Origin of the sequence: Mangrovimonas sp. DI 80, from assembly GCF_001975575.1 — a bacterium.
In the GTDB taxonomy this organism is placed as follows: Bacteria; Bacteroidota; Bacteroidia; order Flavobacteriales; family Flavobacteriaceae; genus Mangrovimonas_A; species Mangrovimonas_A xylaniphaga.
In genome coordinates this window covers 139,414-155,000 of sequence record NZ_MSDT01000004.1, presented here as the reverse complement: position 1 = coordinate 155,000, position 15,587 = coordinate 139,414, and the positions used below count along the sequence as shown (strand labels likewise).

At 37.6% G+C, this 15,587-nt stretch carries 14 protein-coding genes; 8 read left to right on the top strand and 6 right to left on the bottom strand.

What is annotated here, in order from left to right; genetic code table 11:
• Positions 1–5 precede the first annotated feature (5 nt).
• Complete coding sequence (locus BKM32_RS08530; RefSeq protein ID WP_076663437.1) at positions 6–1,112, bottom strand: glycosyltransferase family 2 protein; 1,107 nt, start codon at positions 1,110–1,112, stop codon at positions 6–8.
• Positions 1,113–1,122: 10 nt separating this feature from the next.
• A complete protein-coding gene (gene recR, locus BKM32_RS08525; RefSeq protein WP_076663436.1) occupies positions 1,123–1,740 on the bottom strand; it encodes a recombination mediator RecR in 618 nt (205 codons plus the stop codon).
• Positions 1,741–1,866: 126 nt separating this feature from the next.
• Here recR and BKM32_RS08520 point away from each other — a divergent pair, with 126 nt between their 5' ends.
• Positions 1,867–3,315 carry a sodium:solute symporter gene (locus BKM32_RS08520; protein ID WP_076663435.1) on the top strand — a complete coding sequence of 483 codons (1,449 nt, stop codon included), beginning with the start codon at positions 1,867–1,869 and terminating at the stop codon, positions 3,313–3,315.
• On the opposite strand, the gene BKM32_RS08515 is transcribed toward BKM32_RS08520, so the two are convergent.
• Complete coding sequence (locus BKM32_RS08515) at positions 3,286–3,648, bottom strand: CoA-binding protein (RefSeq protein WP_076663434.1); 363 nt, start codon at positions 3,646–3,648, stop codon at positions 3,286–3,288. The two genes, BKM32_RS08520 and BKM32_RS08515, sit on opposite strands and share 30 nt — an antisense overlap.
• A gap of 98 nt (positions 3,649–3,746) precedes the next feature.
• Between BKM32_RS08515 and BKM32_RS08510 the strand changes: the two genes are divergently transcribed.
• The gene (locus BKM32_RS08510; protein WP_076663433.1) at positions 3,747–6,131 is read left to right on the top strand and encodes an outer membrane beta-barrel family protein; all 2,385 of its coding nucleotides are present in this window, start codon (positions 3,747–3,749) and stop codon (positions 6,129–6,131) included.
• Between the two features lie 644 nt (positions 6,132–6,775).
• On the opposite strand, the gene BKM32_RS08505 is transcribed toward BKM32_RS08510, so the two are convergent.
• Entirely contained in the window at positions 6,776–7,786 is a 1,011-nt protein-coding gene (locus BKM32_RS08505; RefSeq protein WP_076663432.1) for a 3-oxoacyl-ACP synthase III family protein, read from the bottom strand.
• A 235-nt stretch (positions 7,787–8,021) separates the two neighbouring features.
• Here BKM32_RS08505 and htpG point away from each other — a divergent pair, with 235 nt between their 5' ends.
• The 6 genes from htpG to BKM32_RS08475 all read left to right on the top strand — a co-directional run bounded on the left by htpG (position 8,022) and on the right by BKM32_RS08475 (position 14,529).
• The gene (gene htpG, locus BKM32_RS08500) at positions 8,022–9,929 is read left to right on the top strand and encodes a molecular chaperone HtpG (RefSeq protein WP_076663431.1); all 1,908 of its coding nucleotides are present in this window, start codon (positions 8,022–8,024) and stop codon (positions 9,927–9,929) included.
• A 173-nt stretch (positions 9,930–10,102) separates the two neighbouring features.
• Positions 10,103–10,783 carry a carboxypeptidase-like regulatory domain-containing protein gene (locus BKM32_RS08495; RefSeq protein ID WP_076663430.1) on the top strand — a complete coding sequence of 227 codons (681 nt, stop codon included), beginning with the start codon at positions 10,103–10,105 and terminating at the stop codon, positions 10,781–10,783.
• 15 nt (positions 10,784–10,798) lie between these two features.
• Positions 10,799–11,800 (top strand): transglutaminase domain-containing protein, encoded by a 1,002-nt coding sequence (locus BKM32_RS08490; RefSeq protein ID WP_076663429.1) that lies wholly within the window; start codon positions 10,799–10,801, stop codon positions 11,798–11,800.
• Positions 11,801–11,887: 87 nt separating this feature from the next.
• On the top strand, positions 11,888–12,262 hold the full coding sequence (locus tag BKM32_RS08485) for a 6-phosphogluconate dehydrogenase (protein WP_076663428.1): 375 nt from the start codon (positions 11,888–11,890) through the stop codon (positions 12,260–12,262).
• 137 nt (positions 12,263–12,399) lie between these two features.
• Positions 12,400–13,641, top strand: coding sequence for a DEAD/DEAH box helicase (locus BKM32_RS08480; RefSeq protein WP_076663427.1), 1,242 nt, complete (start codon positions 12,400–12,402; stop codon positions 13,639–13,641).
• A gap of 21 nt (positions 13,642–13,662) precedes the next feature.
• Entirely contained in the window at positions 13,663–14,529 is an 867-nt protein-coding gene (locus tag BKM32_RS08475) for an alpha/beta hydrolase (protein ID WP_076663426.1), read from the top strand.
• Here BKM32_RS08475 and BKM32_RS08470 read toward each other — a convergent pair whose 3' ends face one another.
• Entirely contained in the window at positions 14,530–14,940 is a 411-nt protein-coding gene (locus tag BKM32_RS08470; RefSeq protein ID WP_076663425.1) for a hypothetical protein, read from the bottom strand. It lies immediately after the preceding gene.
• Positions 14,930–15,508 (bottom strand): RNA polymerase sigma factor, encoded by a 579-nt coding sequence (locus BKM32_RS08465; protein WP_053977431.1) that lies wholly within the window; start codon positions 15,506–15,508, stop codon positions 14,930–14,932. Before BKM32_RS08465 ends, BKM32_RS08470 begins: the two co-directional genes overlap by 11 nt.
• Between the last annotated feature and the right edge of the window lie 79 nt (positions 15,509–15,587).

The window sequence follows — 15,587 nt, the reverse complement described above, 5'->3', positions numbered from 1 at the left end:
TTCAATTAATTCTGTTCTAACAAAATCACTTTCCCTCTGTTTTTTGAGCTGTTACTTCCGAGGATAAAGGTAGAGTTTTTTGAAAGAATTTTAAATTTTGCGTTTCTATTTATTTGATTGTCGCACATATACTGAATGATTTTTTTAAAACTCAATAGGTTAGCGTCAAATATTATTTCAGTGTGCGGTTTCACTTGCTGTATCTCATCAACGACGGAAACTTTTTTGGCTAGTGCTTCCTCCAAACCTTCTGCCATTTTATCAGAAACCAATATGTAATGATTTACCTTTGGATTGGCAGGTTTAGGTTCTCTACTGGCCACATATGCCATCCGAATTCCAAACCAAACGGCTAAGTTGAAAAGAATATTCTTTTTAAAATGTTTCTTGTAGAAAATTTGCATGGCACCGTAAAATCGGCGGGCGTAAACGGCATCTTTTAAGGTGCTTTCTCCTTTATAATGAATTGCTGTTATGGTTCCGTTATAATAGTTATCATAGCCCGCTTCAAGAACTTTATAAGATAAGTCTACATCCTCACCATACATAAAATAGTCCTCATCAAAACCTTGCACTTCATTATAAACTGCTCTTTTAATCAACATAAAAGCTCCAACAAACACAGGGATTTTGCCAACCTCAAACTCTCCAAGTTGATTGGCATAGTATTCCTTTGTAAACCCTGTCACCTTTTTTAAAGAGACATATGGGGTTGGAATGTTGCGTTTGCTTTCGGGCAGAAAATGGCCCGTACCGTCCACCAATCTACAGCCTACAATCCCGACCTTTTCCTTTGCATCTGCAAAAGCCAACAATTGTACAAAAACATCTTCTGGCAATACGGTATCTGGATTTAAAATACACAGATATTCCCCTTTTGCGTTACGAACCGCCTGATTATTTCCCTTGGAAAAACCTACGTTATCCTTATTTTCTATTAAAATAACTTCGGGAAACATTGTCTTGACCATTTCACAACTATCATCGGCAGAATGATTATCAACTACAATAATTTCCGACTCGATATCTTTAGTAGCTTCAACGACACTTCTTAGACAAAGTTCCAAAAAATAACGAACGTTATAATTTAATATGACAACGGATAATTTCACTAAAAAGAGACTAGGACTTTAAGGACACCTCAAAAGGAATTCTGTTAATGATACTTCTTCCCAAGGTAATCTCATCGGTATACTCGAGTTCATTACCAACGGAGATGCCTCGGGCAATGGTAGAGGTTACAATATTGAAGTCCTGAATTTGTTTGTAAATATAAAAGTTGGTTGTATCGCCTTCCATCGTAGAGCCTAACGCAAAAATAAGTTCCTTTATTTTGCCCTGCTTTACTTTTTCTACAAGCGATTCAATATTGAGATCGTTTGGACCTACACCATCCATGGGAGAAATTTTACCACCTAGCACATGGTACAAACCTTTAAAGGAACTGGTATTCTCTATAGCCATGACATCCCTAATATCTTCCACAACGCAAACTGTATCCTCCATTCTATTTGGGTTGGAACAAATTTCACAAAGTTCTGTATCGCTAATATTATGGCAACTTTTACAGAATTTAATTTCGTTGCGCATGGTACTCAATGCTTCCGAAAGCAATTGGGTGCGTTCCTGCGGTTGCCCTAACAAATGCAGGACCAATCTTAAGGCCGTACGCTTGCCAACCCCAGGCAACTGGGACATTTCATTAACTGCTTTTTCCAGAAGTTTTGAAGAAAATTCCATGCTGCGAATTTACTATAATTTACGGACTATTTAATTATGGGATTCTTATTAAATTACTTATTATTGTCTACCATAACAATTGAAAAGTAACATTCTAATTTTTAAAATCATCCTAAATTCCCCCCTATGACCCCGGTTACCATTGCGCTTTTAATTCTAGGTTATTTTGTAGTATTAATCCTTATTTCGTTTTTTACTGGAAAAGAAGACAGCAACGAAGCCTTTTTTAAAGCCAACAAATCGGCGCCTTGGTATTTGGTGGCTTTTGGAATGATTGGCGCTTCTCTATCTGGGGTCACGTTTATCTCGGTTCCTGGAGCGGTGGAAACCAAACAATTTGGGTATTTACAGGTAGTGTTCGGCTACTTTTTTGGCTATTTGGCCATTGCCTATATTTTACTCCCTATTTATTACAAACTGAACCTCACCTCCATTTACACCTATTTAAAAACCCGCTTTGGAATTATAAGCTACAAAACAGGTTCGGTGGCTTTTTTGGTTTCCAGGACGGTTGGTGCTGCCTTTAGATTGTTTTTGGTAGCCAAAGTGCTTCAGTTACTTATTTTTAATGAATTCGGCATTCCTTTCGCCGTTACCGTGGTAATTACCATAGCCCTAATTTGGCTATACACTTTTAAAGGCGGCATTAAAACCATCATATTTACGGACACACTGCAGACCTTTTTCATGTTGGTTTCCGTAGTGGTGACCATTACTTTTTTAGCTTCTGCTTTGGATCTTCACAGTTTTACTGATGTTTATACCACCGTAAGCGAAAGCCCTTTAAGCAAAACGTTTTTTTTAGAAGACATTAATGATTCCCAGTACTTTTTCAAGAGTTTTTTGGCGGGAATGTTCATTACCATCACCATGACCGGATTGGATCAAGATATGATGCAGAAAAACCTAACCTGTAAAAACCTAAAGGAAGCTCAGAAAAACATGATTTCCTTCAGTATTGTGTTGATTTTTGTAAACATTCTATTTCTGGTTTTAGGGCTTTTATTGACTCAGTATGCCCAACAAAATGGCATTACCGCCAAAAAGGACGATTTATTCCCTACCATTGCCATGCTACCGGAAATAGGCATTATAACTTCGGCATTCTTTTTATTGGGACTTATTGCGGCCGCCTACTCCAGTGCAGATTCTGCCTTGACAGCTTTGACCACTTCCTTCTGTATTGACATCATTGAATTGGACAAAAAACCGCAGGAACAACAAAAAAAGACAAGAAAAAGAGTGCATATAGCTACCAGCATCCTACTTATTCTTGTCATCCTCATCTTTGATGTTCTCTTTACGGATGTTTCTGTAATTTGGGAATTGTTTACCGCAGCAGGCTATACTTATGGTCCGCTTTTAGGATTGTTTGCTTTTGGAATCTATACCAAGTTCCAAATCAAAGACAAATTAGTTTGGATTGTAGCCATAGTTGCTCCAATAGTTTCTTACCTATTAAACACCTATTCTGAAGAGCTGTTAGGTGGTTACCAAATAGGTTTTGAAATTTTGATAATCAATGGTCTTTTCACATTTCTAGGATTAATACTGATTCGTAGAAAGCAAAACTAAAGTGCAAGTCACTTCATAGGCGATAGCATTAGCCTCCAGAATTTTGTAAAACTCAGGGTTCTCTGTCCCTGGATTAAAAATTATACGTTTCGGATGTAAGGACACCAGATGGTCATAATACGCGGTTTGCCGTGACGGATTGAGGTATAATGTCACGGTATCAACATGATCATAATTCAACAATTCATCATCAATATCAACACCAGCAACGCTTCCCTTTTTAATTCCATAGGCTACTACTTCATGGTCGTGAGCCAACAATCTTCCTATGGCAAAATTGGAATATCGGGAAGGATTCAAGGAAGCTCCAAAAACTAGGGTCTTTTTGTTCATCTGTTAAAAAGGTGTTAAGGTGTGTTAAATTAAGTAACACATCACTTTTGGGGGCGTCTATCCTCCAAACATTTTCACGCTAACTTACATATTTTTTGATGAAACACATTTCACTTTTTATTGCATTTCTATCATTGTCAACGCTATACGCAAAAACCGATTCAGAAAGCGCGCCAAGGGACGGTTCGGTTACAGGAACAGTGATAGATGCCAACCTGAACCAAGCATTACCCTACGTAAATATAATTATTAAAAACGAAGCAGGAGAAACCATTACCGGTGGAATTACCGATGACCAAGGTTACTTCGAAATCAAACACATTCCAGAAGGAAAAAATGTAATCACCATTCAATATATGGGCTACAAAACCGTATCAAAACCATTGGTCATTGGCAATGGTAAACATAAAATAGACTTAGGAAACATTTTACTGGAAGAAGACATTGCCAGCTTGGATGAAGTTACCGTGGTAGCCGAAGTGTCTTCTGTACAACAAAAGGTAGACAGAAAAGTCATTACCATAGGAAAAGACCTTACCACCACAGGAGCGTCTGCTTCTGAAATCATGAACAACCTTCCCTCAGTTACCGTAGACAGTCAAAGTGGAGACATTAGCCTTCGAGGCAATGAAAATGTACGTGTTCTGTTGGACGGGAAACCTACCAACGTTCCGGCGGCACAATTGCTCAAGCAAATTCCTTCTACGTCCATTAAAAGTGTGGAATTGATCACCAATCCTTCGGCAAAATATAACCCTGAAGGAATGAGTGGTATCATCAACATCATACTACACAAAAATGCAAATGTGGGATTCAACGGAAACCTGAACGTTGGCTTTGCTAAGGAAATCAGTCCAAACTTTAATAGTTCTATAGACATGAACTACCGAAACGGTAAACTTAACTTCTACGGGAACTATGGAAACAACATTGGTAAGAGTACCGGTGGTGGAAAAATAGACCGATTTGATGACAACACCGAACAAATTTTCAAGAACTGGAACAACAACAAATCTCATCTGTATAAACTTGGGATTGACTATTACATAAATGACAACAATGTGTTTTCGGTGTATACCAATCAAAACCTTTACGACGGAAAGAGAAGTAACAGTACAGACATTATTTATCTACTGAATGACAATCCAAATTTCCGTCAGTATTTAGACAATGAAAATGAAAACACCACTTCCTCATACAATGCGGCCTTTAAGCACGATTTTAAAAAAGAAGGCCACAATATTAGTTTGGAAGCCGACTACAGCACGTTTGACAGTGATGAAATTGCCGACTTCTCTTTTACGGACAATAGTTCTTACCGAGACCTTGTAAACAACAAACGTGACAATACCTTGATCAATTTGGATTATGTGAATCCACTTTCAGAAACTTCTAAGTTGGAAATTGGAGCAGAATATAGAGCCAACAATGCCGATAATTTTTACAACACCACCAATACCAATCTTTACGATTCTGATTACGAATACAACCGAAGCATTTATTCCTTCTACACTACTTATGGGCAAACTTTTGACAAGTGGTCCTATCAAGTAGGCGCAAGGATTGAGCAATATGAAGTAGAAGCCATTTTTGACCAAGTTACGCAAGAAACCTCAACTTTCAACGACGAGAAATTCAGCATTTATCCTTCTGCCTTTTTAACGTATAACACTTCCGAAAAAACATCTTTACAATTAAGTTATAGCAGACGTGTGGACAGACCTGGACTAGGACAAATCAATCCTATCAGAGAATGGAGTTCGCCTAGGGTAACCTCTATTGGAAACCCGGAACTGAGACAACAGTTTACCAATTCCCTAGAATTGAATCTTACCAAAAATGTGAAAGGCGGAAATATTACTGCGGGGACTTTCTATAGAATTATCAACGATGAAATCAATCGTTCTGTATTTATGGACCCGGAAGACCCTGCAGGAGATCGCGTGATATTAACCTATGACAATTTTGACCGCAACAATGCTTTCGGTTTTGAAGCTTCCAGCAATTACAGACCAACCAAATGGTGGAATTTCAATGCAAGTGCCGAATATTATTTTAAGACCGTAAGAGGTGTGGTGGAACAGGAAAATCTGGAAATCAAAAATTCCACCTTCAATTTACGTATGAACAACAACTTTAAAGCGACTAAAAGCTTGAGCTTTTCGCTTTTTGGAATGTACCGCGGACAAGATGAAAACCTTCAGCACAAAAGAAAACCTATGGTGATGGTAAATACAGGATTACGTTATAGCTTCTTGGAAGATGACAGAGCTACCTTCAGCTTTAGCTACAATGACATTTTCAACACTATGAAATTTGCTTTTGAACGCGACAGACCTTTCCCTAGCGAAGGTGAATTTAACTGGGAAAGTAACCAATGGCGTATAGGCCTTACATATCGTTTTGGAGGAGGTAAATACAAAGCTTTAAATAGAAAACAAAGAGACAACAATGAAACCCAAGGTAGCGGTGGATTCATGTAACAAAAATGACATATTTAGTAACCCATACAATAGTTGATGGTTAGTGTTAATGTTTGGTTACTAAATAAGAAACCCCGAGGTCTTAGGCCTCGGGGTTTCGCTATTGTTAAAATAATGTTATTATTTTAAGAATGTGTTAATTTTCTCCAAATCCAAGGGTATCTTTGTAATCGATTACTTCTGCATGTTTAAATTGATTTGAATTAGCCTTCATCAATTGAAAAACCTAAGGAATAATCAACCTCGAAGACCTCAATTTTTTGGGGTCTTTTTTTCTTCCAAAAACTGTAACAAACCATTTTCAAAACCGTCTTTTTTATACACAGCTCCTCAACTGATTTTAATTAATTTGAATTAGCCTTCATCAATTACAATTCGTTGATTTGGTAAATGTTGGATTTTAAAAACCCAGGTGCTTAGGCCCTGGGTTTTAGCTTAAATGTTAATTAACGTTAAAAGTGTTAATTATTGAAATAAAATTGAAATTTCAACGTCTATAGTGTAGTGATAAGTTTTAAAGTTAATCAACAGAAGTATTTTTATAGTTTTAGTGTTAGTAAGGTTGGTTAATAGCTGAAAAGCCCGTGATTCTCAATCACGGGCTTTTTATTTTATGAATGGTCATTAATGTTATTGAAAAGTGATTACCACTTAATAACCACACTTCCCCAAGTAAAGCCACTTCCAAAAGCTGCCAACACGACTAAATCACCTTCCTTAATTTTGTTTTGTTCCCAGGCTTCGGTTAAAGCAATAGGAATGGAAGCAGCTGTCGTGTTTCCATAACTTTGAATGTTGTTGAACACCTGGTCGTCATTCAACTTAAATTTATTCTGGATGAACTGTGAAATCCTCAAATTGGCCTGATGTGGAATCAACATATCAATATCGGAAACCTGCAGATTATTCTTCATCAATCCCTCCATAATCACTTCACTAAAACGAACTACGGCATTTTTGAATACAAACTGCCCGTTCATATGTGGCATATAACTAACATCGTCAGGATCGTTGGACCTTAAAATGTCGCTTACCCAACGTTTTCCCATCCCTGGTGCAATCAAGCTCAATTCTTCAGCATGCTCCCCTTCAGAATGTAAATGGGAGGACAATATTCCTTTTGTTGGATCTTCTTCTCTACTCAATACCGCAGCTCCTGATCCATCTCCAAAAATTACAGACACGCCTCTCCCCCTAGTGGTTTTATCCAAACCTCTTGAGTGTACCTCACTACCAATCACCAAAACATTTTTATACATCCCTGTTTTAATATATTGATCGGCAATGGAAATTCCATATACAAATCCCGAACATTGGTTTCTAATATCCAAGGCCCCCACAGTTTTAATGCCCAAAGCTTTTTGAACGGCAACCCCAGGTCCAGGAAAGTAGTAATCTGGACTCAATGTGGCAAATACAATAAAATCGATATCGTTTTTGTCTATTCCGGCACGTTCTATGGCTATTTCAGCCGCTTTAACACCCATTGTGGAGGTGGTATCTCCTGTTTTGTCTTCAACCCAACGACGTTCCTTAATACCTGTACGCTCTTGAATCCAGGCGTCGTTGGTATCCATCATTTTGGATAAATCGTCATTAGTCACCACATTATCGGGCACATAATAACCTAAACCAACTATTTTTGAATTGTACATAAATCCTTATTATTTTAATCAAATCGAACTGCTTCACTGCCATTTTTGAATAAATGACAAAAAACAAGGTGTAAATTTAATCATTATTCCATCTTTATTAAACTAAACCCCTAAAAGATTTCTTCCACACGAAGGCATTATTTCCTATTAACAATGTCAGTTTGTCACCTTTTTGGTCTTGGTACTTTTTTTGTCCTGTTCCAAGAAAATTATAAAAACATAAAATTTAGATATCATGGCAAAAGGAAATATTAATGTTTCGGTTGAAAACATCTTTCCGTTGATCAAAAAATTCTTATACAGCGATCACGAAATCTTTTTACGCGAGTTAATCAGTAATGCGACGGACGCTACCCTAAAACTTAAACACCTTACCAATATTGGTGAAGCGAAAGTTGAATATGGCAACCCACAAATTGAAGTAAAAATTGATAAAGATGCCAAGAAACTTCACATTATAGACCAAGGTCTTGGTATGACAGCCGAAGAGGTTGAAAAGTACATTAACGAAGTGGCTTTTTCTGGTGCCGAAGAGTTTTTGGACAAGTATAAAGATTCAGCAAAAGACTCAGGAATCATCGGGCATTTCGGTCTTGGGTTCTACTCTGCCTTTATGGTAGCCGAAAAAGTTGAGATCATCACTAAATCATTTAAAGATGAGCCTGCTGCTCATTGGACTTGTGACGGATCGCCTCAATTTACTATGGAGCCTCACGGCAAAACTGAAAGAGGGACAGAAATCATTCTTCATATTGCAGACGATTCAACCGAATTCTTGGAAGAATCCAGAATTAGAGAGTTATTGTTGAAATACAACAAGTTTATGCCTATTCCAATTAAGTTTGGAACCAAGAAAGTAAACGATCCAGATTTCACGCCTAAAACAACTACCGATAAAGACGGCAAGGAAACTACAGAGCCTCACAAACAAATAACTGTAGACAACATCATCAATAATCCAAATCCAGCTTGGACCAAGCAGCCAACCGATTTGGAGGACCAGGATTATAAAGACTTCTACAGAGAATTGTATCCAATGCAATTTGAGGAGCCTTTATTCCATATCCATTTAAATGTTGACTATCCGTTCAACTTAACTGGGATTTTGTATTTCCCAAAAATGACCAACGATTTAAGCATTCAAAAGGATAAAATTCAATTGTACCAAAACCAAGTGTTTGTAACGGACAATGTAGAAGGAATTGTTCCTGAATTCTTAACGATGTTGAAAGGGGTTATCGATTCTCCAGACATTCCATTGAACGTGTCACGTAGTTATTTACAGGCAGACGGTGCCGTGAAAAAGATTTCATCATACATCACGCGTAAGGTGGCTGATAAGTTGAAAACCTTATTCAACAACAATCGTGAAGACTTTGAGAAAAAATGGGATGACATCAAGATTGTGATTGAGTACGGAATGCTTTCTGAAGAAAAATTCTTTGAAAAAGCGGAGGCTTTTGCTTTGTACCCAACCGTGGATGGCACTTACTACACTTACCAAGAATTGATTGACAAAATCAAGGACAACCAAACGGATAAGGACAATAAAACAGTGATTCTTTATGCTTCCAACAAAGACGAGCAACACAGTTATATTGAAAGCGCCAAAGCCAAAGGTTACGAGGTATTGTTATTGGATTCTCCAATCGTGAGCCACTTGATGCAAAAGTTAGAAACCTCTAAAGAGAATATTTCATTCTCACGTGTAGATGCAGATCATATTGACAATTTGATTAAGAAAGATGACACAAAAATCTCTAAACTTTCTGAAGAGCAAAAAACTGCTTTAGACACCTTGTTGAAAGAAACGATTCCTGCAGAAAAATTCATGGTGCAATTGGAAGCGATGGATAGAGATGCTGCACCATTCATGATTACCCAGCCAGAGTTCATGCGCCGTATGAAAGAGATGCAAGCCACTGGTGGTGGTATGTTTGGAATGGGCAATATGCCAGAAATGTACAATTTGGTGGTAAATACCAACTCTGAATTGGTAGGCCAAATTTTGGATACCGAAGCTAAAGATGAGCAAGAGCGTTTGATCAACCAAAGTTTGGATTTGGCAAGATTGTCACAAGGCCTTCTAAAAGGTGAAGAGCTTACCAACTTCATCAAACGAAGCTACCAAATGATCAAATAATGGTAATTATATACTATTTGCAAAACCTTCCTGCACTTACAGGGAGGTTTTTGTTTTTATACCCTTTTCAAAAAACACCGTTTACTCAACAAACAGTCCCGTTTACTAAGTTCCCTTTTTAAAATCATGAATTGCCTAGTAGGTTTGAAGTATTAACTTTTAAATCTAACATCATGAACAAGCAATTCAACTTAAGCATTGAAAGTCCCTGTCAAGAAAACTACAATGAATTTTCTCCTACCTGCAACGGCGGATTTTGCAAATCCTGCAAAACAGAAGTAGTAGACTTCTCTGGAATGGACTCCCAAGAAATCACAGATTATTTCAAAAACAATACAACCCAAAACGTTTGTGGCAGATTCAAAAGCTCGCAATTGACGGCCCACCAACCTACAATACCAATCAAGAGAACATCAAACTTTTTAAATGGATTGGCCTTTGCCTTTTTATCCTTATTTGCACTCAACTCTGCGCAATCACAAACCATTCACCCCAAGCCTGCAACTTCGGAAAATCCACCATCAAAAATTCAGGATACTTCATTCCAAAAGACTTTTATAGTAAAGGGAACTGTGTCGGACAATGAAGCACCATTACCAGGAGTGAATGTGGTATTGCAAGGTACCTCTATAGGTACTAGCACCGATTTTGATGGCAATTTTGAATTCCCCATCAAACTAAAAAAAGGGGATGTTTTAGTGTTCAGTTATGTGGGCATGGAATCCCAAAAGTTGGTAATTACCAATGACCAAACAGCATCCAATGTCACCTTAAAAGTAAACATGTCAATGACTGAATGCATGATTTTAGGCAAAGTGGCCGTAAAAAAAGCTTATAAATCAAAAAGACGTTAACCCAATCTGCTGTATATGAAATACCTTGTTGTTATAGTTTCAATTTTCTATATAAATAGCTCTAAAGCGCAACTATCGGATTTTGCCCATATCGATTTCACAAAGGCAGATAATACGGCTAAACTTCACCAAGGAGCTGATTTGGAAAACCTAGGTTTGCTTGCCCACCAATTGACCGCAAATCTTTCCACCGACGTTGAAAAATTTAGAGCTATTTACTTTTGGGTATGCCACAACATCAATGGAGACAGCAATCAACACAACAAAGTTGACAGAAAACGCAAAAAAACGCATGGTGATAGCGCAGCCTATTCCATGTGGAATGAAGATTACAAAAAAATTGCCTTTAAAAAGTTATTGAAGCACAAAAAAACCATGTGCACTGGCTATGCCTATCTCATTAAGGAACTTTGTTTTTTGGCCAATATTGATTGTAAAATTATTGACGGTTATGGCAGAACTGTTAACTCCAATGTTGAGGAACTGGAAATGACCAACCATTCTTGGAATGCTGTAAACCTAAACGGCAAATGGTATTTGTGTGATGCCACTTGGTCTAGTGGCTACACCATAGGCTATACTTTTGTAAAAGATTATAACGATGGGTACTTTTTAACCGATCCCATTTTGTTTGCAAAAAACCACTTTCCTATTGACCAACAATGGGTATTGACGACCAACGTATCTCGAGAAGATTTCACCTCGTCTCCTATGGTTTACGGAGAAACATTTCAGCACCAAATACAATCGGTAACTCCAAGTAATTTAAATACGTCCATAAAAAAAGAGGAAGACCTCAACTTCAGCTTTAAAAGCCCCAAGGAAATTTCAAACAACAATATTTCACTGGTCTATTTTAACAGTTCACAGGAACAGACTTTAAAAATTTATGACCTTAAAAACGAAAACGGGTACATTTCCTTTAAAACCAACTTTAACCACAAAGGGATTTATGACGCTCATCTAAAAATTGGAAAGGACATTGTGGCGACTTACACTATTGAAGTCTCCAGGTAAAAACCTGCAACAGCCAAACGTAAGAAATTGTATATCAATAAAAAAACTAGTATTTTTAATCTTACGTAAGTCTTTATCTTTTCCAATATGAAAAAAATTCTAACCATTTTCGTCATCAGTTTAGTGCTGCTTTTGGCAGCCTACTTTGCCTTTGTATATTATGTGCCCTATAGTGAAGGCACACGATCTGGAGAACTCATTAAAGTGAGCAACAAAGGTGTTGTTTTTAAAACTTGGGAAGGAGAAATCAGCCAAGGGATTAGTGGCGCAGAAATATTTAAGTTTTCTGTTCTGGACAAGGACAAGGATGTCATACAGAAACTCAATGAACTTCAGGGCAATTATGTGAAGGTGACTTATATTGAACGCTACACAACCTTAGCATTTTGGGGCGACACCAAATACTTTGTAACCGCCGTAGATAAGGACATCTCTCCACACTTTAATAAAAAATCGGATTAAACTGATTGTAGATACATAGCCCCATGTATTTCCCTTAAAACATCTCGTTCATTCGTGACATATTTCATTCGTTAATCCATTCACAAAACAGGGCTCAGCTCTAACTTTTGCCCTATATTTGCTGTAAATAAAACCTTATGTCATTTAAAGATTTAAATCTCAACAAACCCCTTTTAAGAGCCATCGCCGAAGCTGGTTATGACGATCCTACCCTTATTCAGGAAAAAACCATTCCTGTTGTATTGGAAGGAAACGACCTAATAGCCTCTGCACAAACGGGAACTGGAAAAACAGCGGCGTTTGCACTTCCCATACTGCAACTGTTGTTTGACAAGCAGGATGCGCCTAAAAAAGGCAAAAAAATAAGAGCTTTAATTGTTAGTCCTACAAGGGAATTAGCCATTCAAATTGGCGAAAACTTTAAAACTTACAGCACGTACACCAATCTTAGGTCTACCGTAATTTACGGAGGCACGGGCATCGAACCACAAATTGATGTACTCAACAAAGGAGTGGATATTTTAATTGCAACCCCTGGGCGTTTACTGGACCTTCATAAACAGGACGTAGTTAATTTGGATTATGTTGAGACCTTGGTTTTGGATGAAGCCGATTTAATGCTAGACATGGGATTTATTGATGATGTGAAGAAAATAGAACGCCTGTGTCCTGAAGACAAACAGATTTTGCTGTTTTCTGCCACCATGCCATTTAAGGTGGAACAGTTGGCCAATACCATTTTAAAATCACCGCAACGTATTGAAGTAACGCCTACTTCCTCCGCGGCGAAAGATATCAGCCAAGTCCTTTACTATGTTCCTAAACGCAATAAAATTGAACTTTGTTTGCACTTGCTTCGTAACACCATCAAAGGGAGTATTCTAATTTTTAGACGTACCAAATTTGGTGTGGACAAACTGGAGCAGACCCTTCTCAAAAATGGTTATAAAGTTGAAACCCTTCACGGTGATAAAACTCAAAATGACAGGCAGGAAGCTTTGAAGAAGTTCAAAAATGGCTATGTAAACATTTTAATCGCCACAGATGTTGCCGCACGTGGAATTGACATCAATGAACTGGATGCAGTCATCAATTTTGATTTACCAAATGTGCCAGAAACCTATGTGCACAGAATAGGAAGAACAGGAAGAGCTGGTAATATTGGCCACGCCTATTCCCTTTGTTCCGCCGACGAAAAAACTTATATTAAATCCATTCAACAATTAATTAATGTACAAATACCAGTAGAGGAAGATCATCCCTATCCTTTAGATCCTAAAGCAAAGCCAGAGGTTCATCGCTCAAAAAAAACAGGCAGCAAGCATAAAAAAGGGAGAAAAGGAGAAGGTTCCAAAAAGAAAAAGAAACGCTGGTATTAATAGTTAATCCTCAATCAAACAATGAAATACTTCGGTATATTTTTAATTATTTTCGCATTTACAACACAAGGTTTTTCTCAAATTGACTTGCTGCATCACGACACTCAGCCAAGTGAAATGGCCGTTACCGTACCCTTCGAAATTGGAGACCGGGTTACCATGTATTCTTCAGTTTTGGACGAAGACCGTGTTATCAACGTCTATTTACCTAACAGTTATTCAAAGGCAACACATAAAGATTACCCCGTAATTTACCTTTTGGACGGAGCAAGGGATGAAGATTTTATCCATATTTCAGGACTTGTGCAGTTTGCCTCTTTTTTATGGATCGACATGGTTCCTGAATCCATCGTTGTAGGTATCGCCAATATAGATAGAAAACGCGATTTCACGTTTCCTCCTAGTGTAGCAGACCATTCACAAAATTTCCCAACAGCAGGAGGTTCTGAAAAATTCATCAATTTCATTGAGATGGAATTACAGCCTTACATTGAAAAAAGCTACAGAACCACTAGAACCAAGACCATTATTGGTCAATCCTTAGGAGGACTTTTGGCTACCGAAATTTTATTCACCAAACCTCATCTCTTCAATAATTATCTTATTGTAAGTCCTAGTCTTTGGTGGGATGAAGAAGCTATTTTGAAAAAACAGCCAGCTATCATCCATGCTAATTACAAGGTAGCAAAGAATATTTTCATTGCGGTAGGAGGACAAGAAGATGACGTTATGAAACGTGAAGCCAAAGCTTTATACACGCTTTTACAGGGTAGCGAAAATAGCGCCATTACCACCAATTTTGAATTGTTCGAAGAACAAAACCATGCAGACATTTTACATTTAGCCGCCTACAAAGGCCTTCAAACTATTTTTAAAAAGGAAGAATAATTACACTTTAAGTCGGCTGTTGAAATAATGTTTTAATAAAGGGATTTGCACCATCACCATTATTGCCAACATAGCCATTCCATACATTGTAGACTGTGAAAATTTAATCCCAGAAAATACATTCAGTTTAGGGATTTTTATATACTCCAAGGGAAGGCTTGATGCCCATTCTTTTGACTGGGAAGGTGCAATAAATACTATATAAAGCACCAAAGCGCATAAACCGGCCGAAAGCAGCCACCACACTGTTTTTGATATCAAAGGTTTGTAGGCGATGCTTTTTGACACAGATAACTGATTAATTTCCTGCATCACTTTTGAAGTAAACTCAAACGACGGTGATTCGGTTTGAGAATTCTCCATGAACTTTTCAACCAATTGCTCTAACTCTTTATCGTGTTCACTTTTCATAACGCGCTATCATTTCAGGTTCTAATTGTGCTTTTAATATGGAAGCCAACTTTTTTCGGCTTCTAAACAATTTCACTTTGACATTATTGGGAGTAATACCAACCACTTTAGAGATTTCCTCCAAACTCTGTTCTTCAAAATAAAACAAGGTCAACAAAAAACTATCCTCACTAGGAAGCTGCTTTAAACAATCTTGGATAAGCTGAGATTTTTCCGATTCCAAAATACCATCCAAAGCATTGTCCAATGTTTTTATTTGGGGCATTGTGATGTCATCTACAGGTACATTTGCCTGATATTTTTTGTTCTTTTTAATGCTGTCCAAACAACTGTTGTAGGCCACTTTATAAATCCAGGTTGACAATTTAGAATCTCCTTTAAACTTCGTCAAGGATTTATACACCTTTATAAAAGTATCCTGAGCCACTTCCTCTGCTTCTTCCCTATTTTTCAACATTCTAAGCGCCAAAGTAAAGACCATATCCTTGTAACGGTCTACCAATGTGGAAAATGCACTAGTGTCCCCTTCAATAATTTGGTTGATGATTATATGCTCTTCGATGGCCATGTGACAAATAGGACGACTCCTTCACTTTTGAGGTTACAACTTTTTCAAAAAAATATTTTTTCCATCTTTTTGTAACCTC

Coding starts and splice junctions, on each gene's coding strand:
- recR (WP_076663436.1), bottom strand. CDS start 1,740: ATGGAATTTTCTTCAAAACTTCTGGAAAAAGCAGTTAATGAAATGTCC.
- BKM32_RS08520 (WP_076663435.1), top strand. CDS start 1,867: ATGACCCCGGTTACCATTGCGCTTTTAATTCTAGGTTATTTTGTAGTA.
- BKM32_RS08515 (WP_076663434.1), bottom strand. CDS start 3,648: ATGAACAAAAAGACCCTAGTTTTTGGAGCTTCCTTGAATCCTTCCCGA.
- BKM32_RS08510 (WP_076663433.1), top strand. CDS start 3,747: ATGAAACACATTTCACTTTTTATTGCATTTCTATCATTGTCAACGCTA.
- BKM32_RS08505 (WP_076663432.1), bottom strand. CDS start 7,786: ATGTACAATTCAAAAATAGTTGGTTTAGGTTATTATGTGCCCGATAAT.
- htpG (WP_076663431.1), top strand. CDS start 8,022: ATGGCAAAAGGAAATATTAATGTTTCGGTTGAAAACATCTTTCCGTTG.
- BKM32_RS08495 (WP_076663430.1), top strand. CDS start 10,103: ATGAACAAGCAATTCAACTTAAGCATTGAAAGTCCCTGTCAAGAAAAC.
- BKM32_RS08490 (WP_076663429.1), top strand. CDS start 10,799: ATGAAATACCTTGTTGTTATAGTTTCAATTTTCTATATAAATAGCTCT.
- BKM32_RS08485 (WP_076663428.1), top strand. CDS start 11,888: ATGAAAAAAATTCTAACCATTTTCGTCATCAGTTTAGTGCTGCTTTTG.
- BKM32_RS08480 (WP_076663427.1), top strand. CDS start 12,400: ATGTCATTTAAAGATTTAAATCTCAACAAACCCCTTTTAAGAGCCATC.
- BKM32_RS08475 (WP_076663426.1), top strand. CDS start 13,663: ATGAAATACTTCGGTATATTTTTAATTATTTTCGCATTTACAACACAA.
- BKM32_RS08470 (WP_076663425.1), bottom strand. CDS start 14,940: ATGAAAAGTGAACACGATAAAGAGTTAGAGCAATTGGTTGAAAAGTTC.
- BKM32_RS08465 (WP_053977431.1), bottom strand. CDS start 15,508: ATGGCCATCGAAGAGCATATAATCATCAACCAAATTATTGAAGGGGAC.